This is a genomic window from Mucilaginibacter phyllosphaerae (genome assembly GCF_004378255.1).
Classification (GTDB): Bacteria; Bacteroidota; Bacteroidia; order Sphingobacteriales; family Sphingobacteriaceae; genus Mucilaginibacter; species Mucilaginibacter phyllosphaerae.
In genome coordinates this window covers 337,442-356,201 of record NZ_SNQG01000004.1, presented here as the reverse complement: position 1 = coordinate 356,201, position 18,760 = coordinate 337,442, and the positions used below count along the sequence as shown (strand labels likewise).

Below are 18,760 nucleotides of genomic sequence, written 5' to 3'. Positions count from 1 at the left end.
TTTAATTATTTATTTTTAAATTTATATAGTTTTTGAGTACAATGATAGATAGCCCTGTAAGTATAAACGGCAATAATACTGATTGTAAAACCCTAAATTAATTTAAACAATGACAAATTACTGCAGATACCTGCCTGTAAACTCATTAGATGAAGCATGGGGTTTAACCGTATTAAACACCGGTTACACGCACATCCCCAAAGCATCAGTATATCCAAGTAAGGATCATCCCTCAAATTATTACTTCACCTGGAAAAACGGACGGGTTTTACATGAGTATCAAATTATTTATATTACTGAGGGTGAAGGTGTATTTGAATCAGAACACTGTAAATTAAGAGAAATAAAGGCGGGTACCATCATATTGTTATTCCCCAACGAAAGGCACCGTTACAAACCTGATAAAAAAACAGGCTGGCACGAGTACTGGATAGGTATAAACGGGCCAATTATAGAAAACCTTATTGCCAGGGATTTTTTCAGGATCAGCGAACCGGTAATAGATATCGGTATAAAGGATAATATTTTTAGCTTATTTTTAGATATAATCGAAAAAACAAAAAGCGAAAGGCCGGGCTATCAACCGGCTATTTCCGGGGCGGCCGTTCATCTGCTGGGTGTATTGTTTGCAGAAGTAAAGCAGGCGTCGTTTGCAGGCGAGTATAACATCCATTCCATAGTTGACAGGGCGCGTTACTTGCTGCGTGACCACATGAACCAGCATATTACACCAGAAGAAATAGCTAAAGAATTGCAGGTAGGTTACTCCTGGTTCAGAAAAGTTTTTAGAAAGTACACGGGTATGGCCCCCAATCAATACCTTATTCAGCTTAAAATACAACAATCTAAAGAATTGTTGCTTTTACCAGAAAATTCGGTTAAAACAGTAGCCTTTATGCTAAATTTCGAATCGGCGCCGTACTTTTCTAAATTATTCAAAATCAAAACCGGGCTTACCCCGCAGGATTATAGAAATAAAGCACTAAAGAAATACGAATCTGCTTAATTTACAACCAATTGCTAACAATATACTAATTAACACACCTATCAGTTAACCGGATCGGGCGCACCCGGATGCTTAGGGTCATACACGGCTACGCCCACCCTTGAATCGGCACAGCCGTAATACAGAAACCATTTTTGTTTAAAGAAAACCATACCTTCAATAAACACAGTACCGGCCGGGTACTGCCCGCTTTTTTCAAATGATGCCATAGGGCGCATAAAAGGTACATCCAGCCGTGTTATTGGCTTCGATGGGTCATTCTTATCAAACAAAGCCTGCCCTGCGCAATAAGAATTTGCAGTAAACCGCTTATCCCGGTCATCATCAGACCGGTTCTTGCCGTTGTAAAATAAAATAATTCCTTTGGCGGTGAGTAAGGCAGGTGGGCCGCACTCTGTTAAATCGCTGTCAAAATACCCTTTACGCGGCGAAATCAGTTCTTTTAAAGATCCATCTGCGTTAACAACCGGGGCCCAGTCTACCAGGTTGGCAGATGTTGCCCCATAAACATGCAGTTCGCCCCAATACATCCAGTATTTGCCATTTACTTTGGCAACTACCTGTTTGCCACCTTCAATCCTGGTTAATATAGAAGCTGATTTATGAGCGATATTGAGGAATTTCCCCTTGTAAGCATCCTCAAATATAGGCCCGTGTTTGGTCCAGTGTTTCAGGTCCTTTGAGGTAGCTACGCCAAGGCGCGGCAATTCGCGGTTCCATTGGGTGTAAAAAACCACGTATGTGCCACTTTTAGTTACGGCTATGCGTGGATCTTCGCAGCCGCCCGGCCATTCATATTTTTTCTGGCTGTCGTTGGCCGGGTAAAAAACCGGCGTTTTTGCCCTTTTAAAGTGCAATCCATCTGCGCTTGAAGCATAGCCTAAACGTGATGTACGGAACCCAATGCCTACACCCGATTTATCTTCCGAACGATAAAGCACCACAATTTTACCTTTATAAAGCGCAGCCGCGGGGTTAAAAGTATCGTTAGACTCCCACCCTACCAGCTTATGCAAAACCGGGTCCATAAAACGGGTGGTGCTATCCGGCGAAATGATGGGATTAACCCCTTCTGGCCTTGTAAAGCCGCCAAATGCCCAGTTTGGCAGCTGGTTATGCTGGGCAAATAAGCCTGCCGGAAACAGTGATACAAGTATAATTCCCCTTAAAAAAGTATAAAAAAATTTCATAATATGATGTTTATTCTACCGGTTATTAAACCTTAAGGTAATTTATTGGTACGGTAAAGATAATTCAATTTTTTATTCATTTGCTTTGCAATATACGGGTGGATATTAATGCTTATGCCTTATATAATTATGCTTAAAAATGTAGTTTAATGCATCTGCGGGGCAATAAACGTTATATAATTACAGCCGAAAATGAAACCCGTTTTATGCCACCATTTTAATGTGTTAATTTGGGAAGCGGCTTCTTCGCATAAACCAATTTTTGTATTGCTTATATTTTTATGACTCGTTTTTTTTGCCTTTTAGTAACCATTTTATCGTTATTTACAGCGCCCTTAAACGCCCAAATTCCGCCCCTGGAACGCCTCGAACCGACCTTTTGGTGGACCGGAATGCACAACCCAAACCTGCAGCTCATCGTGCATGGTAACCGGATAGCCGGGCGCACCGTTAAGATAAATTATCCCGGTGTAAAGATTAGTGCCGTAAATAAAGTGGAGAATGCCAACTACCTTTTTATCGATCTGCATATCGCCCCTTCGGCAAAGCCGGGCAACTTTGTAATTACATTTACCAGGCCCGGCCAAAAAGATCTTACCTATACTTACCTGTTAAAGGCAAGGAATAAGGCCGCTAACCGCATCCAGGGCGTTACCGCTAAAGACCTCATCTACCTGCTGATGCCCGACCGCTTCGCTAACGGCGACCCTGCCAATGATGTAAACTTACAGATGCGCGAGAAAGGCCTGCACCGCGATTCGATGTATAGCCGGCATGGTGGTGATATACAGGGCATTATTAACCATTTAGATTACCTGAAAGACCTTGGTGTAACCGCTATATGGCCCACGCCCGAAATTGAGAACGATGAACCTGCAGCATCTTACCACGGCTATGCCGTTACCGACCATTACAAGATAGACCCCAGGTATGGCACCAATGAATTGTACCGGCAATTTGTAGCCGCCTGCCACGCTAAAGGGCTAAAGGTTATTAAAGACCTGGTGCACAACCATGTAGGTACCGAACATTATTTTATACAGGATATGCCCATGAAAAGCTGGGTGCACCAGTGGCCCGCATATACTAACTCCAACTTTCGCGATATGGCGGTGATGGACCCGCATGCATCCGCTACGGATAAAAAGGTGATGCTTAACGGATGGTTTGACCGCCGCATGGCCGACCTGAACCAAAACAACGTTTACGTGCAGAACTACCTTACCCAAAACCATATCTGGTGGGTGGAATATGCCGGGATAGATGGTTTCAGGTTAGATACTTACCCTTACAATGATGGCGCTTATATGGCTAAATGGGCTAAGGATGTTACCGCCGAATTTCCGCGGCTATCCATATTTGGCGAAACGCTGGTATGGTCTGCTGCTAACCAGGCATTCTTTTTACAGGGCGATAAGGTAGGCCGCGGGATGGACACCCATTTACCCGGCGTAACAGACGGCGTATTAAAAGATGCCATATTTGAGGCGCTGAACGGCAAAGAAGGCTGGACAGACGGGGTAAACCGCTTATACGCTGTTTTGGCCCAGGACTTTTTATACCAGCACCCTAACCGTAATGTTGTTTTTTTAGATAACCATGATATGAGCCGTTTACTATCTGTAGTGAACGAGGATATTACCAAATACAGATCGGCCCTGGCGCTGCTGCTTACCCTGCGCGGCATACCCCAGCTGTATTATGGCGACGAGATACTGATGAAAAATTATTCGGCACCGGACGGCCTGGTTCGGGAGGATTTTCCGGGTGGCTGGCGTGGCGACAAAGATAACAAATTTTTAGCATCCGGCCGTAATAAGCCTGAGAATGAGGCATTCAATTACCTGCGTACGCTGGCCAATTATCGCAAAAACACCACAGCACTGCAAACCGGTAAGCTAACCCAGTTTATCCCCCGCAACGGCATCTATGTATTTTTCAGGTACGACAGCCTGAAAAAAATTATGGTTATTTATAACGGTGCCGATAAGGAGCAGGAGCTTGACACCGCTTATTACCAGGAACAAATACAGGGCGCAACCGAAGCTAAAGACATTATCAGCGGTAAAACAACCGGCCTTAAAAAAATTAAGATAGCGGCAAAGGCTACACTGGTGCTGGAGCTTATAATACCAAAACCCGCTAACTAACATCATACAAACTAATACAACCGTAACCTAACCGATGGCAACAACTGCAATAGCCGAAAAACCCCGCCTGAGTTTTTGGCAGATCTGGAATATGAGCTTTGGCTTTTTGGGCATCCAATTCGGCTTTGCGCTGCAAAACGGCAATGCAAGCCGCATTTTACAAAAATTTGGCGCCGATGTAGAACACCTCTCCTGGTTTTGGCTGGCTGCCCCCATTACCGGGATGATCGTACAGCCCATTATAGGCCATTACAGCGACCGCACCTGGAACCGCCTGGGCAGGCGCAGGCCGTATTTTTTAACCGGTGCTATACTATCTGCCATCGCTTTGTTTTTGATGCCCAATTCGGCCATGATCGCATCGTTTGCGCCCGCTATACTGGTAGGCGCCGGTATGCTGATGATTATGGATGCATCCTTTAATGTGGCTATGGAACCCTTTAGGGCGCTTGTGGCCGATAACCTGCCCGATAGCCAGCGCGGTACCGGTTTCTCTGTGCAAACCTTTTTAATTGGCACCGGGGCTGTATTAGGGTCGCTGCTGCCGTATATTTTTACAGAGGTACTCCACATTGCTTCTACCGCGCCAAAAGGGCAGGTAGAAGATAACGTAAAATACTCCTTTTATGCAGGGGGTACTATCCTGCTGCTCTCTATTATCTGGACGGTGATACGCACCAAAGAGTATTCGCCGCAAGAGTATGCCCGTTTCCATCCAAAGGGAGCCGAAGAAACAGGTAAACCGGCAGGCGGCCTGGCAGAGATATTAAAAGACCTGTCGCGCATGCCTGCAACCATGAAACAGCTTGGCCTGGTTCAGTTTTTTTCGTGGTTTGCCCTTTTCTCTATGTGGGTGTTTACCACACCAGCCATTGCCAGCCATATTTACCACGTGGCGCCCGGCGATAATGCCTCTGCGCAATACGGCAAGGCAGCTAACTGGGTAGGCGTACTGTTTGGCATCTACAACGGGGTATCGGCCCTGTATGCCTTGGTTTTGCCTGCAATTGCCCGGGCCACAAGCCGCAAAAAAGCGCATGCTTTTTCGCTGGTGATGGGTGGGCTGGGCTTGATGTCTGTTTTTTTGATCAAAGACCCGGCATGGCTTGTTTTATCAATGGTGGGCATAGGCCTGGCCTGGGGCAGCATCCTGGCTATGCCTTATGCTATTTTGGCCGGCTCCATTCCGGCAAACAAGATCGGGGTTTACATGGGCATCTTTAATTTTTTCATCACCTTCCCGCAAATTGTTAATGGCATTGTGGGCGGCCCTATCGTAAAATACTTTTACAACGGGCAGGCCATTTATGCCCTGGTACTGGCCGGCATCTTTATGCTTTGCGCCGCTATTTGCGTTATGTTTGTTGATGATAACAAAAGCATCCGGATAGCAAAATAAGCTATTGTAGCTTGGTTTACAAGTTATTACAAACGCATAAGGCACCTGTTACGGTGCCTTATGCGTTTAATGGAATTTTTATTTTTTTTACAGATCAAACCTGTCCAGGTTCATTACTTTAGTCCATACAGCTACAAAGTCTTTTACAAATTTGTCCTGCGCATCTGCGCTTGCATAAACTTCGGCAACAGCCCTCAGTTCGGAGTTTGAACCAAACACCAGGTCGGCACGGGTACCCGTCCATTTTACTTCACCTGTAGTGCGGTCGCTGCCTTCATAAACTTCCCTGCCCCCTGCTGCCGCTTTCCATGCCGTGCGCATATCCAGCAGGTTCACAAAAAAGTGATTGGTTAGCAAGCCGGGCGTATCGGTAAATACACCATGTGCAGATCCGTCGAAGTTAGTGTTCAGCACGCGTAAACCGCCCAACAGCACCGTTAATTCAGGCGCCGTAAGGGTAAGCAGCTGTGCTTTATCTATCAATAATTCTTCGGTAGAAACAGAAACATTTGATTTGCGATAGTTACGGAAACCATCTGCGGCAGGTTCCAGGTAACCGAATGACTCTACATCGGTTTGCTCTTGCGAGGCATCCATACGGCCTGGTGTAAACGGCACGGTAATTTTGTGCCCGGCATCGGCAGCAGCTTTTTCAACACCTGCACAGCCGGCCAGCACAATCAGGTCTGCCAATGAAACCTTTTTACCATCAGCCTGCGAATTATTAAATTCAGTTTGCAGGCCTTCCAGCACGCTCAATACTTTTTGCAATTGCGCCGGGTTGTTTACCTGCCAGTATCTTTGCGGGGCTAAACGGATGCGGGCGCCATTAGCCCCTCCCCTTTTATCCGACCCGCGGAAGGTAGAAGCCGAAGCCCATGCCGTAGTAACCAGCTCGGATACGCTTAAACCAGATGCTAACACTTTGGCTTTTAAAGCGCTGCTATCGCTATCATTAATGAGGGTATGGTTTACCGCCGGGATAGGATCCTGCCAAAGCAGTTCTTCCTGTGGTACATCCGGGCCAAGGTAACGCTCGCGCGGGCCCATATCGCGGTGTGTTAATTTAAACCAGGCGCGTGCAAAGGCATCTGCAAATGCATCATGATCTTCCAGAAAGCGCCTGGATATTTTTTCGTAGGCCGGGTCAAACCGCAGGGCTACATCGGTGGTCAGCATCGTTGGGCGGTGCTTTTTAGTGGTATCGTAAGCATCGGGTATAATCTCTTCGGCATTCTTAGCAACCCATTGGTGCGCACCACCCGGGCTTTTAGTTAGCTCCCATTCAAAAGCAAACAGGTTTTCAAAGTAATTATTGCTCCACTGTGTTGGCGTAGTTGTCCAGGTTACTTCTAAACCGCTGGTTATGGTATCAGCGCCTTTGCCGGATGCGTAGCTATTGTTCCAGCCAAAACCCTGCAATTCAACATCAGCCGCCTCGGGCTCGTTCCCCACATGGTCTGAAGATGCCGCGCCGTGGGTTTTACCAAAGCTGTGGCCGCCGGCAATCAGCGCCACCGTTTCTTCATCATTCATGGCCATGCGGCCAAAAGTTTCGCGAATATCTTTTGCCGATGCAATTGGGTCGGGGTTACCGTCGGGCCCTTCGGGATTTACATAAATTAAACCCATGTGCGCAGCGCCAAGCGGTTGCTCCAGGTTGCGTGCGTGCGAGTTTCCACCGGCATCTTCATCAGATACTAAAACGCCATGCCCATCTACACCGGGCGTACCTTGCGGGTAACGTTTATCATTACCCAGCCAGGTGGTTTCTGATCCCCAATATACAGATTCATCTGCCTCCCACACATCGGCGCGCCCGCCTGCAAAGCCAAAGGTTTTAAAATCCATTGATTCCAGCGCAACGTTGCCGGTAAGAATCATCAGATCGGCCCATGAAATCTGGCGGCCATATTTTTGTTTGATCGGCCACAGCAATCTGCGGGCCTTATCAAGGCTCACGTTATCCGGCCAGCTGTTAAGCGGTGCAAAACGCTGTAAACCTGCCCCTGCGCCGCCACGGCCATCACCAACCCGGTAAGTACCGGCACTATGCCATGCCATACGGATAAACAAGCCGCCGTAGTGGCCAAAATCTGCAGGCCACCAGTCCTGCGAGTCGGTCATAAGTGCATGCAGGTCCTTTTTAACAGCATCCAGGTCAAGGCTGTTAAAAGCCTCGGCGTAGTTAAAATCTCCGCCCATTGGGTCTGATAAAGAGGATTGCTGGCGCAGGATGTTCAGTTTTAACTGATTAGGCCACCAATCGTGGTTGCGGGTGCCGGCGCCGGCAACGTTGTGCTTCATACTTCCGTTATGAAACGGGCATTTGCTGATGTCATTTGATTCTTTTTCCATTTTTATAGGTTTACCGTATTTATACTTTGATCTTCAAGAACAGCATAAAATTAGGACATTGGTTTAGATAATCATAATCAATAAATTCTATACCGAATAGCTAAAAACTATACCGGCCGGCAATACTAACACAAGGACAAATACAGGCAAAACAAACTTTTTTGTAAGGAGATATAACACAATTAAGGGCAAAAAAAATGTACCCCGGCTTTTAACCCGGGGTACATCAACTAAAACGTAGCACTCACTCAATCATGTCCTTTCTCAGGGGACAATATTTAAAATCCGTTTATTTATAAAGGTCAAATTCTGTTAAAGCGATAAGATTGTTTTGCCAGCCGGTTATTTGCAGCTGTATATAACGCGCATTAAAAGGCTTATAAGGCTTTATATACTGAGAGCCGCCGCCGGCAATATTTGCGGTACCATAATCGGTATAGGTTATACCATCTGTACTGGAGAGCACTTTGGCGGTTGTAAGGCCATAAACACCAAAATAATTTTTTATGCGGATGCCGCTGATACCCGAAACTGTTTCGCCTAAATCAACAGTTAGATTACTGTTGGCAGAACTGTAGTAAAAAAATGTACCCTCATCCCCGTCAAACAGATCGGCAGGGCTGCCCAGTAACAGCGGCTGATCTATGGTTCCCGTCCATTTGGCCCTGTTGGCGATGATGCTTCCGGTCATGTCACTTTCTCCCGGCGATTCAAACAGCTGGGATGTTGACACCCGCACGCTTACAATTAAATACACTACGCTTTGATTGGTGCTGATCTGGGTGCCGGCCCCACCTGCAATAGCCGCTATCTTTACCGGCAAAAGGTAGGTATTTTCGGTCAGCTGCGATAGTTTATCCGTTGGGATAGCGATCTTTAACGAGTCGCTGGAGATCTGCTGCCCCTGCGGAATATTAGCCGAGGCGGCACTTAGGTTCAAAATACCATCTGGCAGGGCTTTATAAGCCGTATTATTGGCGGCATTATAGGTATCTACCATACTGTTATCTACGGCAAAGCTAACTTTTAAAGCGCCGGCAACGGGCATAGTAGCACGCACCGGCAATGCCACGTTTACCGTACCAAAAGCACCGATTACGGTATTTACAATCGAAAATTTAAAGCTGTTGTAGCCATTTACCGTAGTGTTGCTGCCGCTGATATAAACCCGGTTAACCTTGTCGCCGGTGATATCGTACTTGGTTTCTTTTTTACAGGCTGCTACCGTTATCACTAATAACAGCGCCCAAAAACCGATATGTATTTGTTTGTTTTGTGTGTTTTTCATAACCTGTATTATTGTACGCATTTGTTATTATCATCCATTAACCAAACGGTTTGGTTGGGCCAGGTGATGTCCCTGCCGTTGCCGGTACGGTCATAAAACACATTGCCGGATCCCTCATTCATTTTATAATAGGTGATCAGCCCGTCTGATTTGGCATCAACGCCACATAAGCCGTTAGCGATCTCGGTTCTGGACAAGGCCTTATTCCACAGGCGGATCTCGGAGATGCGGGCATCAATACTTTGGCTAAACTGGTAACCACCGTATGACATGCCTAACTCCAGTGCGCCCAGCTCAAAACTGCGGGGGCTTCCGTCAAAGGACATATCCAGCTTACCGTTTACATACATCATGTATTTTGAGCCATCAAAAACGCAGGATACGGTGTACCAGGTTTTGGTAGCAAACCTGGTGCTTGAGAAGCCACTGCCACCCGGTGCTACCCACTGCAGCTGGTTCGGATCGCTGCCAAACTCGCCAAAACGCAGCAGGTTTGGATAGGCCTCATTTGCAGGGCCCCAATTACACAAGCGGTTTATACGCGGCTGAAACTGGTTTACATAGCATTTTATCTCGTAGGTAAACTGGCTAATATTGGTGTAAGGCTGCGCAAACTTGTACGTAGCGTAATAATTAGGGTTAGAGATATCGATAGAGTTAAAATCTAATACACGCGATATTTTAAGATATACCGTACGCGACGCCTCTAACACACTGTTTGAGCCCGTTACATTTTTTATGGTTACCGGGATGATGTAGGTGCGGCCCGATACAAATTTATCAACCGACAGCAGCTTTACATTTACCGCATCAGACACGTTGGTGCCCGATTTGATCACACCCGTGTTACCGGATAACTCATAACTGCCTGCAGGAGCTGCAAAGTATTTTCCGGATACTTCGGTGTTGTAGCTGGCAACCAGGCTGGTATCTACTGCAAAATTAACAGTTACATCGCCGTTTACCTTGCCGGTTGATGTAGCGGTAACCGCATAGGTAGCAGGCGCGCTTTCTACCGTAAAGGGTAACAGCTTACCGCTTTCGGTACCGGTTATCAGGATAACATCATGAAAATCGAGGGATTTTTTACACCCCGTAACAATTATGGCGGCCATGCAGCATATGCCGGCAAGCGATAACTTAAGTTTTATATTTAATTTTTTCATATCAAGTTTAAGTGAAATGTTAACGTATGGCGGGGTTAGCTATCTGGATGCTTGCCCGCACAAAAGGATAAGGGCCGTTATTGTAATCTCTTTCAAAATAGAATGCTCCCCAGCCGGCTTTTTGTCCCTGGGTTGGGTTCCAGCGGGCCATGCCTTCTAATGAAGTCATCCGTTTACCGTTTGCCGAAAGTGTGTTGCCGTCTGCCTCTGTGAAATTAACGCCACCGCCTTGCCAGTAATCGCCAAAGGTTTCGGTTACGATAAATTTATTGGTAGGGCACCAGGTAACGCGGTTATAAATGCCTTGTAAACTACTTGCACTGCCGGCACCATACGCCTGGTTTACCAATAAGTTAATGTAAGGCTCTACCTCCTTTAGCGGTGTTTGATTATAATAATCAATGATCAGATATTTTTTAGGATTGCTTGACATGGGGCCAAACTCTTTACCCAAAATCTGAACAAACTTGGTAAAGTTCTCGTTTTGCAGCCAGTCGCCTTCGGGTTCGTAATCCAGGTCGAGGCCATCCAGGTCGTTATCTTTAACCTGTTTGATCATGTACTCGGCATACATACGGATGCCATCATCATTTAAAGGGTACCTGCCTTTAAACTGCGGTTTCTGGATTCGGGTAATTTCGGGCACTACCATTTTTATTCCGCGTATCTCCATTGCCTTACGCATTTCGGCATAAGCTATCGGGTTATAACTGCTAACAGAATCATCTTTCCTTAAAGACGGTATGCCAGCCCATAAGCTGCAAAAATCAATGCTATCCGGCAGGCCTGCAAAATGCTCGCCCCATGATGCAGATTGTTTATAATCGGCTATTACGCCCTCTTTGTTGCCATAACCGGCAAACCAGCCGTAAAAAACCTGGTGCGGCGATGCTTTGTAAGCACGCAGGTTGGCGTAATACTGGTTATCATAGGTGTATGGTTTCTCGATTGTTAAAGCCTCGGGCATGTTTTGCTTTTTACAGCTTACCTGTATGGCTGCCATCATCAGCAACAAGGCGTAAATCAATTTACTTTTCATATATAAATGCTTTTTCATATCGTTAGTTATTTTTTATCCCACCATAATTTGGTGCCGCCATTATCGCTGCCGCCAAGTAATGCAATGCCCTGGTTAACACCCGCCCTGTTGTTTTGATACTCGTTGGCCGGGAACGGCAGGCGCCGGATCTGTACATCGGTGTTGATAGTACCCTGGCTGTTATTAACTACAACCGGGAAAATTTTAGGATAATTTGTACGTCTAAACTCCGTCCAGGCTTCCTGCCCATCCGGATATATGGCCAGCCATTTTTGGGTAATGATACGTTCCAGCTTGTTTTCAAATGAACCGGCATCGCTCCATTTAACCGTGATCGTGCTGCCTGCAGATGCGCTGTTGGCGCCATTCCTTGGGTCGGTATAAGCGGCGGGGGTATTGGTATCATCGGCTATGTAGGCATCGGCATTGCCGGACACACCGTTCAGATCAAACGAGGTACGGATCCCCTGCTCGTAAAGGCTTTGTGCCGTGCCGCCCATATTCCAGCCGCGTATGGCACCTTCGGCACGTAAAAAATACGCTTCGGCCGGGTTAAACCACGTAATATTGGTAGCCGGCTGAATATTTAGCTGCGAAAAAGAACCGCTGGTGTAAGTAGCCTTGTTATTGATATTGATACCGCTTCTTATCCCGCGGTACTTGCCATCATTAGCCGCTACAAAATATTTAGACACGCGCGGGTCTTTATAACCATTCAGATAAGAATCCATCACCGCGCCCATACGGGTATCATCAAAATTGTTTGAAATGATGTACAGCGGGTGATTATAAGTTAATGCGGACGTATGCTGCAGGGCTGCGATATCTGCCGATGAGGTCATCACACCAAATTTTTGTGATACGGCAGATTCGGCCTCTGTTTTGGCTTTACCCGCATCAACGTAAGATAACCTTACAGCCAGGCGTAATTTAAGCGAATTAGCAAATTTGATCCAGTTGGGGATATTGCCGCCATAGATGTAATCATAAGTAGCAAGTGTTTTAGCCGAAGGAAACTTAGCATTAAAATCTGTAAGGATCTGGATAGCTTCATTCAGTTCATCAAAAAACTTATAATAAACATCCTTTTGGCTATCATATTTACCCTGGGCACCCGGGTTACCATTACCAAAATTTACATAAGGTAAAGGGCCGTACATATCTGTAGTGCGGTGCAAAGCCTCTACCTTAATAATGGTTGCAATGGCATAAACTTCGGGGGTTTGCGTTTTTGCAATATTTACAATTCGCAGCCATGCCGGCATCACACCTACATAAGCGCGTGAGAAAGCCTGTCCGTACCAGCCCGGCACTAACGAATAGGTGGTATTATTTGCACCCGACAGAAAATTGTTTGTCGTACCCAGATAGCCGGAATAGGCATCGCCGGCCAAGTTTAGCATTACCTGGTAAACCTCGTCGCCAAAGGCAGGCTGCTGTGATATGGGGAATACATTCCTTTCCATCTGCACGATGAATGACCCGGTAGACAGGTTATCCGTCTGCAGCATTTCTTCGGTAGCCTGGTTCTGATCGGTGTTGAATTTCTCGTAATTTTTAGTACACGAGCTGTTAAGCATTAGCAGCGCTGCACAGCTTATGTACATTGTTTTGCTTGTTAAAGCGTTGAATATCTTTATCATAATGATTGGTGCTATGTATTAAAACTTTAAACGGGCAGAAAAACCTATACTTCTTAAGCTTGGCTGCATAAAATAATCTATGCCTTGGTAGTAGGTACCGGTATTGGCAGTGCTCTCCGGGTCGTAAGGGGCTTTGTTGTAAAACATAAATAAGTTGCGCCCTATTACAGATACATTAAAACCCTTTATCCATTTATAGTATTTATTAAGCGGGATATCATACCCTATAGATGCTTCGCCAAGCCTTACGTTGGTAGCACTGTACACATACATAGCACCTATGCCTGATGAACCGCCGCCTGTAACGCTGTAATAAGCCTGCGCCGGTATTTTAAAGCCGTTAACCAGGGCACCGCCATTATCCCTGGCTGTAGCCGAGTTTTGCGACACGCCGAAACCATCCATAATAGCTTGTGTAACAGATACGCCTACACCGCCTACACGGGCTGTAACTAAAAAGCCAACATCTATGCCTTTATAAGAAAAACTGTTGCGCCAGCCCAGGGTATAATCAGGATTAGCGTTGCCTGCCTTTACATACCTGCTTTGATCTGCAGAAACCGTATAGTTGGTAGGGTTAACATAGATCAGGCCATGCTCATCAACCTTTAAGGTGTTCACATAAATATCGCCCATAGACCCGCCTTTGGTCAGCAGCATTTTGTAACTGGTTGTGCCGCCAAGGTCTAACGTATCCTGCGACACGTTAACACCTAACTGCCCGATAGCAGTTGGCTCCAGCAATTGATTTACCTTATTGCGATTAAGGGAATAAACAAGGGTTGTGTTCCATTTAACAGCACCCAGATCTTGCTTTAAGGCTACCGATACCTCGATACCTTTATTATCTATCCTACCGCCATTCACAAATATGCTCCCGAAGGTTGTGGTTTCTGAAACTGCAGGATTGAATAACTGGTTATAGGTTGATGACTTATAAACGGTACCATCAATTTTCACTTTGCCATTCCACAGCATTACGTTTAAACCCGCTTCGTATGATTTGGTGCGTTCCGGACGGAGATCGATCGCTTTTGTAGCAAGCGTAGTAGGTAAACCGCCCACCCCTAACAGTGGATAAGTAGCAATTGATATAAGTGATGGCGGTGGGTTACCTACCTCGCCGTAAGATACCCTTACTTTCATGAAAGACAGCACGTCCGACTTTACCTTAAATACATCGGTAAGCACACTTGATAAACCTGCAGATGGGTAAAATATAGCGGTTTTAGATGTTCCGGCAAGCTGAGAAGGTTCGTCACGGCGTATGGTTGCGTCCAGGTAAACCAGGCCTTTGTAACCTACCTGCGTTGTAGCAAATATAGCCTGCACCTGGTTATGATAACCATTTTGCAGCGGCTTGATCTGTGTAAAATCTATATTATTATAACTAAATAAATTAGGCACGGCAGCCAGATTGCCCGCTATAGAGGCATCACTATACTTATCATCCTGCAAACTTGCACCAACGTTGGCAGAGACCGAAAAATCGCCCAGGGTTTTGTTAATGTTTAACAAAACATCTGCATAGGTTTGGTTTGAAGTGATGTTGTACCGGTGATATGCACCCGTAGCGCTTGCAAACAAACCTGAAGTTGATGCGTAATATTTACGCTCGTTTAAAGCTGTAGAACGGTCGGACTTTATTCTTGCACTCACATTCATCCAGCTGTTGATATTATACTGCAGGCCGGCGGTTAACATGTAGCGGTCCTTATTATTCTGGAAAAGGTCGCGCTCGGTTATCCAGTAGGGGTTTTGCATCTGAAAGCCCTGGTCGCCAAAGGGCCAGTACTGTGTTTTAAAATTACGCTCGGGGTTGTAGCGCTCAAATGCCTGATATTTGCGGATATCATCGCCCCTGGGGAACAAATAAATAGGTACCAAGGGGTTAAAGTACTGCCCCTGTGCAAGCATATTTTGCTCCTGCGTGCTAGTGTACATTGCGCTCAGATCAAGCGTAAGTTTATCATTTAAAAACTTACTGGTATTGCGCACATTAAAATTATAACGCGTTAGATCGTTGTTGTGGATAATTCCGTTGGCATTTACAACCGCTGCCGAAAAATAAGTTTGGTTTTTATCGGTACCGGTTGATAAGGTGAAAGCCGTTGTGCTGTTTACACCCGTCTGGAAAAAATCTTTAGGGTTATAATTGGTCGGCGTTTTTAATTTATCGCCCCAGCTGGCAAAAGTTCCTTCTTCTGACCCATAGGTATTTTGAAACTTTGGCAACACAAACGGGCTCGAAAAAGTGGTGCTGTTTGATACCGTTGCACTAAACCCGTTGGCCGAGCCTTTTTTAGTGGTAATAACAACAACACCATTTGCGCCCTTGTTACCATATAAAGCAGCTGCAGACGGGCCGGTAAGCACCGAAATAGATTCAATATCTTCCGGGTTGATGTTAGAGATGCCGTCGCCTGTTTGCCCCGCACCCGAGAAAACATCACCGGGCTGGGCCGAGCTTAAGTCTTGCAGCGGGATACCGTCAACCACATATAAGGCATTGTTATTGCCTGATATTGATTTTGTACCGCGCAAAACCACCCTTGTGCTTGCACCGGGCCCTGCCGAACTGCTGTTGATAGTAGCGCCGGCAATTTTACCCGTAAGCGCGTTTACAAAATTCGGGTCCTTAACTTTAGTTAGTTCGGTGTTGTTTACTTCCTGTACGTTGTAAGATAAAGTACGCGTTTGCTTTTTGATACCTAAAGCGGTAATCACTACTCCCCCAAGTTCGTTTTTGATCTCTTTTAAAGAGATGCTGATCTCGGTTTGGGTACCAACCGTTATTTCGGCAGGCACAAAACCAATAAAGGTAAATACCAGCACATCGCCGCTTACAGCGTCAATATTGTAAGCACCTTTTTCGTTACATATAGCGGTTTTGTTACCGCCCTTAACCTTTACCGTGGCACCGGGCAACGGCAGGCCCGCATTATCGGTTACGATACCTGTGATCCGGGTATATTTTACCTCGTTCCCGGTTTTTACCTGCGGTTCCTCAAACTCGCGGATGACGATGGTTTTGTTAGTGATGGTGTAAGTAAGCGGGTAACCCTTTAAACATTGTGATAAGGCCTCGGTAATTGATGCCTTGTTGAAATTCACGCTAACTACCTGGTTGTTGGTAATGCTTTTAGAAGCCCAGAGTATGTTATAACCTGTTTGCTTATTTATTTCGTTAAACACCTGTTTTAACGGAACATTTTTTTGACTAAAGGTTATTTGCTGTGCAAAACTCCTGGCCTGTACCTGTAATAAGGTAGCTAATGTTAAAATAGCAATAAGTTTCATAATTATTAGGGGTTTCCAAATGCGGTTGGCAGAATTATAAAAAATATTTGTAAATATTGTATGCATTTAAATTTGTTTAAATTTATTTAATTGTAAATGTTTATTTATTGCTCAATATCAAGCACTAACACCTTTTAAGAGTGCTAAAATATAAGGCATAACGGATGCGTGCTCAAGGTGAATTGCTCATAATTATTAATATTTGGTTAGTATAATTGGTTATTTTTTGCCCAGTACAACTATGCTGTTTCCATCTATCCTGAATTTTACTTCTCCTGTTAATTCAAGCATTTTCAGCAACTCGGCCACATTGGCAAAGCGTGTTGTAACCCCGGCAAATGATATTTTTTTTAAGGCATCGTCATCGTAGCGCACATCTACGTTGTACCAACGCTCAACTTTTCGCATAATGCTTTCCAGGCTTTCGTCGTTAAACCGGAAATAGCCGTTTTTCCAGGCAATAACATCTTCTGTATCTGCCTTTACAACCGCCAGCCGGGTGTTTGCTAAAACAGATTGTTCGCCGGGCTTTAAAATTGTATTTTGTTTGGAGATGGCGTTGTCTGCAAGCGCACCAACACGCACACTGCCTTCAAGCAGGGTAGTTTTAACAGCATCCTCGTTAGTGTAAGCGTTAATATTGAAATGGGTACCCAGCACCTCAACCATTTGCGAGGTGCGGCCCATGGTTTTCACCATAAATTTTACTTTTTGCCCGTTAAGCGGGTATAAGTGCTTAACCTCAAAATATCCTTCGCCCGATAATTCTACAAGCCTGCTGCCTTGTTGAAAAGTAAGCGGGAAACGTAAAGTGGTTGCGGCATTAAGCCAAACCTTACTTCCATCGGGCAAGTTAACCTGGTACTGCCCGCCTTTGGGTGTGGTTATGGTATTATACGCCACTTTACCATCCGTATTATTTTTATTGGCAAGTACTGTATAAATAAGCTGCCCCTCGGCAGTTTTACTAATGCGCACACCGTCCTCATCAGTAATATGTGCAGTAGCCAGATCATCAAGTATAACTTTTTTGCCATTGGCCAGTGTAAGCACCGCTTTGTTGCCGCCTACTTTAATGGTATTTGCCAACCTGTTCTCGGCAGACGACACCCCGGTTTTAAGGCCGGTATTAACAACATATATTTTAAACAAAACAGCAAGCGCTGCAAATAAAAGTACTGCTGCGGCTACCGCCGGCCAACGTATTTGCCTAACCTTTGCCGGTTTTTGGTTATCTATTTTAGCCCACATCGTTACAGAAGCATCTTCCAGGTCGGCTTCAGATAGCCCATGGTTACCGCTTTCGTTTAAATGATGGGCCCAGTATTCAATAAGGTTTTTTTCGGCTTCTGTACAGTTACCCTGCTTATATTTTTCCAGAAGCGCTATGGCCTTTTTATTTTTCATTTATTAAAGCTGATATATTTACGGCAAACAGAACAGGTTTATATGCCCTAATTACATACAAGACACACTGCTACAGCCTATCGGGTATCCGGATGTTAATTTTTTAATAAAAAGTTATTTTTAATTTAACAAAGGCGAAACGGGTTTACAACATACCTATCGCATCAATAGATAAAGGAGTACGGCATGTGCACCAAATTTTATTTTAAGTACCCGCAGGGCTTTCTTTATGTGGGTGGCAACCGTATGTTCAGATATATTTAGCCGGTCGGCAATATCTTTATTAGAGAGGTGTTCTTTTGTTCGCAGTTCAAATACCTCGCGCATCCGCAAAGGCAGCAGCGCTATTTCTTTTTCTATAAGCGCGGTAATATCTTTCTCTCTGATCAGGTAATCGGTAGTAGCGGTTTGGGCCGTTATCAGGTGCTGTATCTCGGCAACGTACTTATCACTGATGCCCTTATGCCGCATAATGTTAAGCGCTTTATTTAAAACAGCTTTATAAAGGTATCCGGCCAGGGTTGATTTTAAGGTGAATTGATCGCGGTTACTCCACAGGTTTATAAAAACATCCTGCACAATGTCTTTAGCTTCTTCTTTATCCTGCAGCTTTCTGTAAGCATATATCAATAGCAAACTATTATACCGCTGGTACACTTCTTTAAACGCAATATAATCGCCCCTGTTTAGCAGAACTATTAATTCCTCGTCAGTTACCTTACAATAGGGATCTATGCCTTGTTGCATCTTTAAGAACAGTATCGTCAATAATAAACATCAGCATTACTGCCAACGGGAGTAAACAATTAATTAG

General features: G+C 45.2%; 12 protein-coding genes. 3 read left to right on the top strand and 9 right to left on the bottom strand.

Features of this window, described 5'->3' with window-relative positions:
* Positions 1-109 precede the first annotated feature (109 nt).
* Positions 110-1,006: a helix-turn-helix domain-containing protein gene (locus tag E2R65_RS12730; RefSeq protein ID WP_134336852.1), complete on the top strand. Its 897-nt coding sequence runs from the start codon at positions 110-112 to the stop codon at positions 1,004-1,006.
* Positions 1,007-1,047: 41 nt separating this feature from the next.
* On the opposite strand, the gene E2R65_RS12725 is transcribed toward E2R65_RS12730, so the two are convergent.
* Positions 1,048-2,196: a glycoside hydrolase family 130 protein gene (locus tag E2R65_RS12725; protein WP_134336851.1), complete on the bottom strand. Its 1,149-nt coding sequence runs from the start codon at positions 2,194-2,196 to the stop codon at positions 1,048-1,050.
* Positions 2,197-2,477: 281 nt separating this feature from the next.
* Here E2R65_RS12725 and E2R65_RS12720 point away from each other — a divergent pair, with 281 nt between their 5' ends.
* Positions 2,478-4,346: a glycoside hydrolase family 13 protein gene (locus tag E2R65_RS12720; RefSeq protein WP_134336850.1), complete on the top strand. Its 1,869-nt coding sequence runs from the start codon at positions 2,478-2,480 to the stop codon at positions 4,344-4,346.
* Positions 4,347-4,380: 34 nt separating this feature from the next.
* Entirely contained in the window at positions 4,381-5,745 is a 1,365-nt protein-coding gene (locus E2R65_RS12715) for an MFS transporter (RefSeq protein ID WP_204986308.1), read from the top strand.
* A gap of 87 nt (positions 5,746-5,832) precedes the next feature.
* On the opposite strand, the gene katG is transcribed toward E2R65_RS12715, so the two are convergent.
* The 8 genes from katG to E2R65_RS12675 form a co-directional block, all read right to left on the bottom strand.
* Positions 5,833-8,103 (bottom strand): catalase/peroxidase HPI, encoded by a 2,271-nt coding sequence (gene katG / locus E2R65_RS12710; RefSeq protein ID WP_134336849.1) that lies wholly within the window; start codon positions 8,101-8,103, stop codon positions 5,833-5,835.
* A 289-nt stretch (positions 8,104-8,392) separates the two neighbouring features.
* Positions 8,393-9,391, bottom strand: coding sequence for a BT_3987 domain-containing protein (locus E2R65_RS12705; RefSeq protein ID WP_158285276.1), 999 nt, complete (start codon positions 9,389-9,391; stop codon positions 8,393-8,395).
* A gap of 8 nt (positions 9,392-9,399) precedes the next feature.
* Positions 9,400-10,557: a BT_3987 domain-containing protein gene (locus E2R65_RS12700; RefSeq protein ID WP_134336847.1), complete on the bottom strand. Its 1,158-nt coding sequence runs from the start codon at positions 10,555-10,557 to the stop codon at positions 9,400-9,402.
* A 19-nt stretch (positions 10,558-10,576) separates the two neighbouring features.
* The gene (locus tag E2R65_RS12695; RefSeq protein WP_134336846.1) at positions 10,577-11,614 is read right to left on the bottom strand and encodes a glycoside hydrolase family 18; all 1,038 of its coding nucleotides are present in this window, start codon (positions 11,612-11,614) and stop codon (positions 10,577-10,579) included.
* An 8-nt stretch (positions 11,615-11,622) separates the two neighbouring features.
* Positions 11,623-13,203, bottom strand: a complete 1,581-nt coding sequence (locus E2R65_RS12690) for a RagB/SusD family nutrient uptake outer membrane protein (protein ID WP_134336845.1) — start codon at positions 13,201-13,203, stop codon at positions 11,623-11,625.
* A 54-nt stretch (positions 13,204-13,257) separates the two neighbouring features.
* A complete protein-coding gene (locus E2R65_RS12685) occupies positions 13,258-16,539 on the bottom strand; it encodes a SusC/RagA family TonB-linked outer membrane protein (protein ID WP_134336844.1) in 3,282 nt (1,093 codons plus the stop codon).
* A 219-nt stretch (positions 16,540-16,758) separates the two neighbouring features.
* Positions 16,759-17,946: a FecR family protein gene (locus E2R65_RS12680; RefSeq protein WP_134336843.1), complete on the bottom strand. Its 1,188-nt coding sequence runs from the start codon at positions 17,944-17,946 to the stop codon at positions 16,759-16,761.
* A 156-nt stretch (positions 17,947-18,102) separates the two neighbouring features.
* On the bottom strand, positions 18,103-18,693 hold the full coding sequence (locus E2R65_RS12675) for an RNA polymerase sigma factor (RefSeq protein WP_134336842.1): 591 nt from the start codon (positions 18,691-18,693) through the stop codon (positions 18,103-18,105).
* Positions 18,694-18,760: the final 67 nt, after the last annotated feature.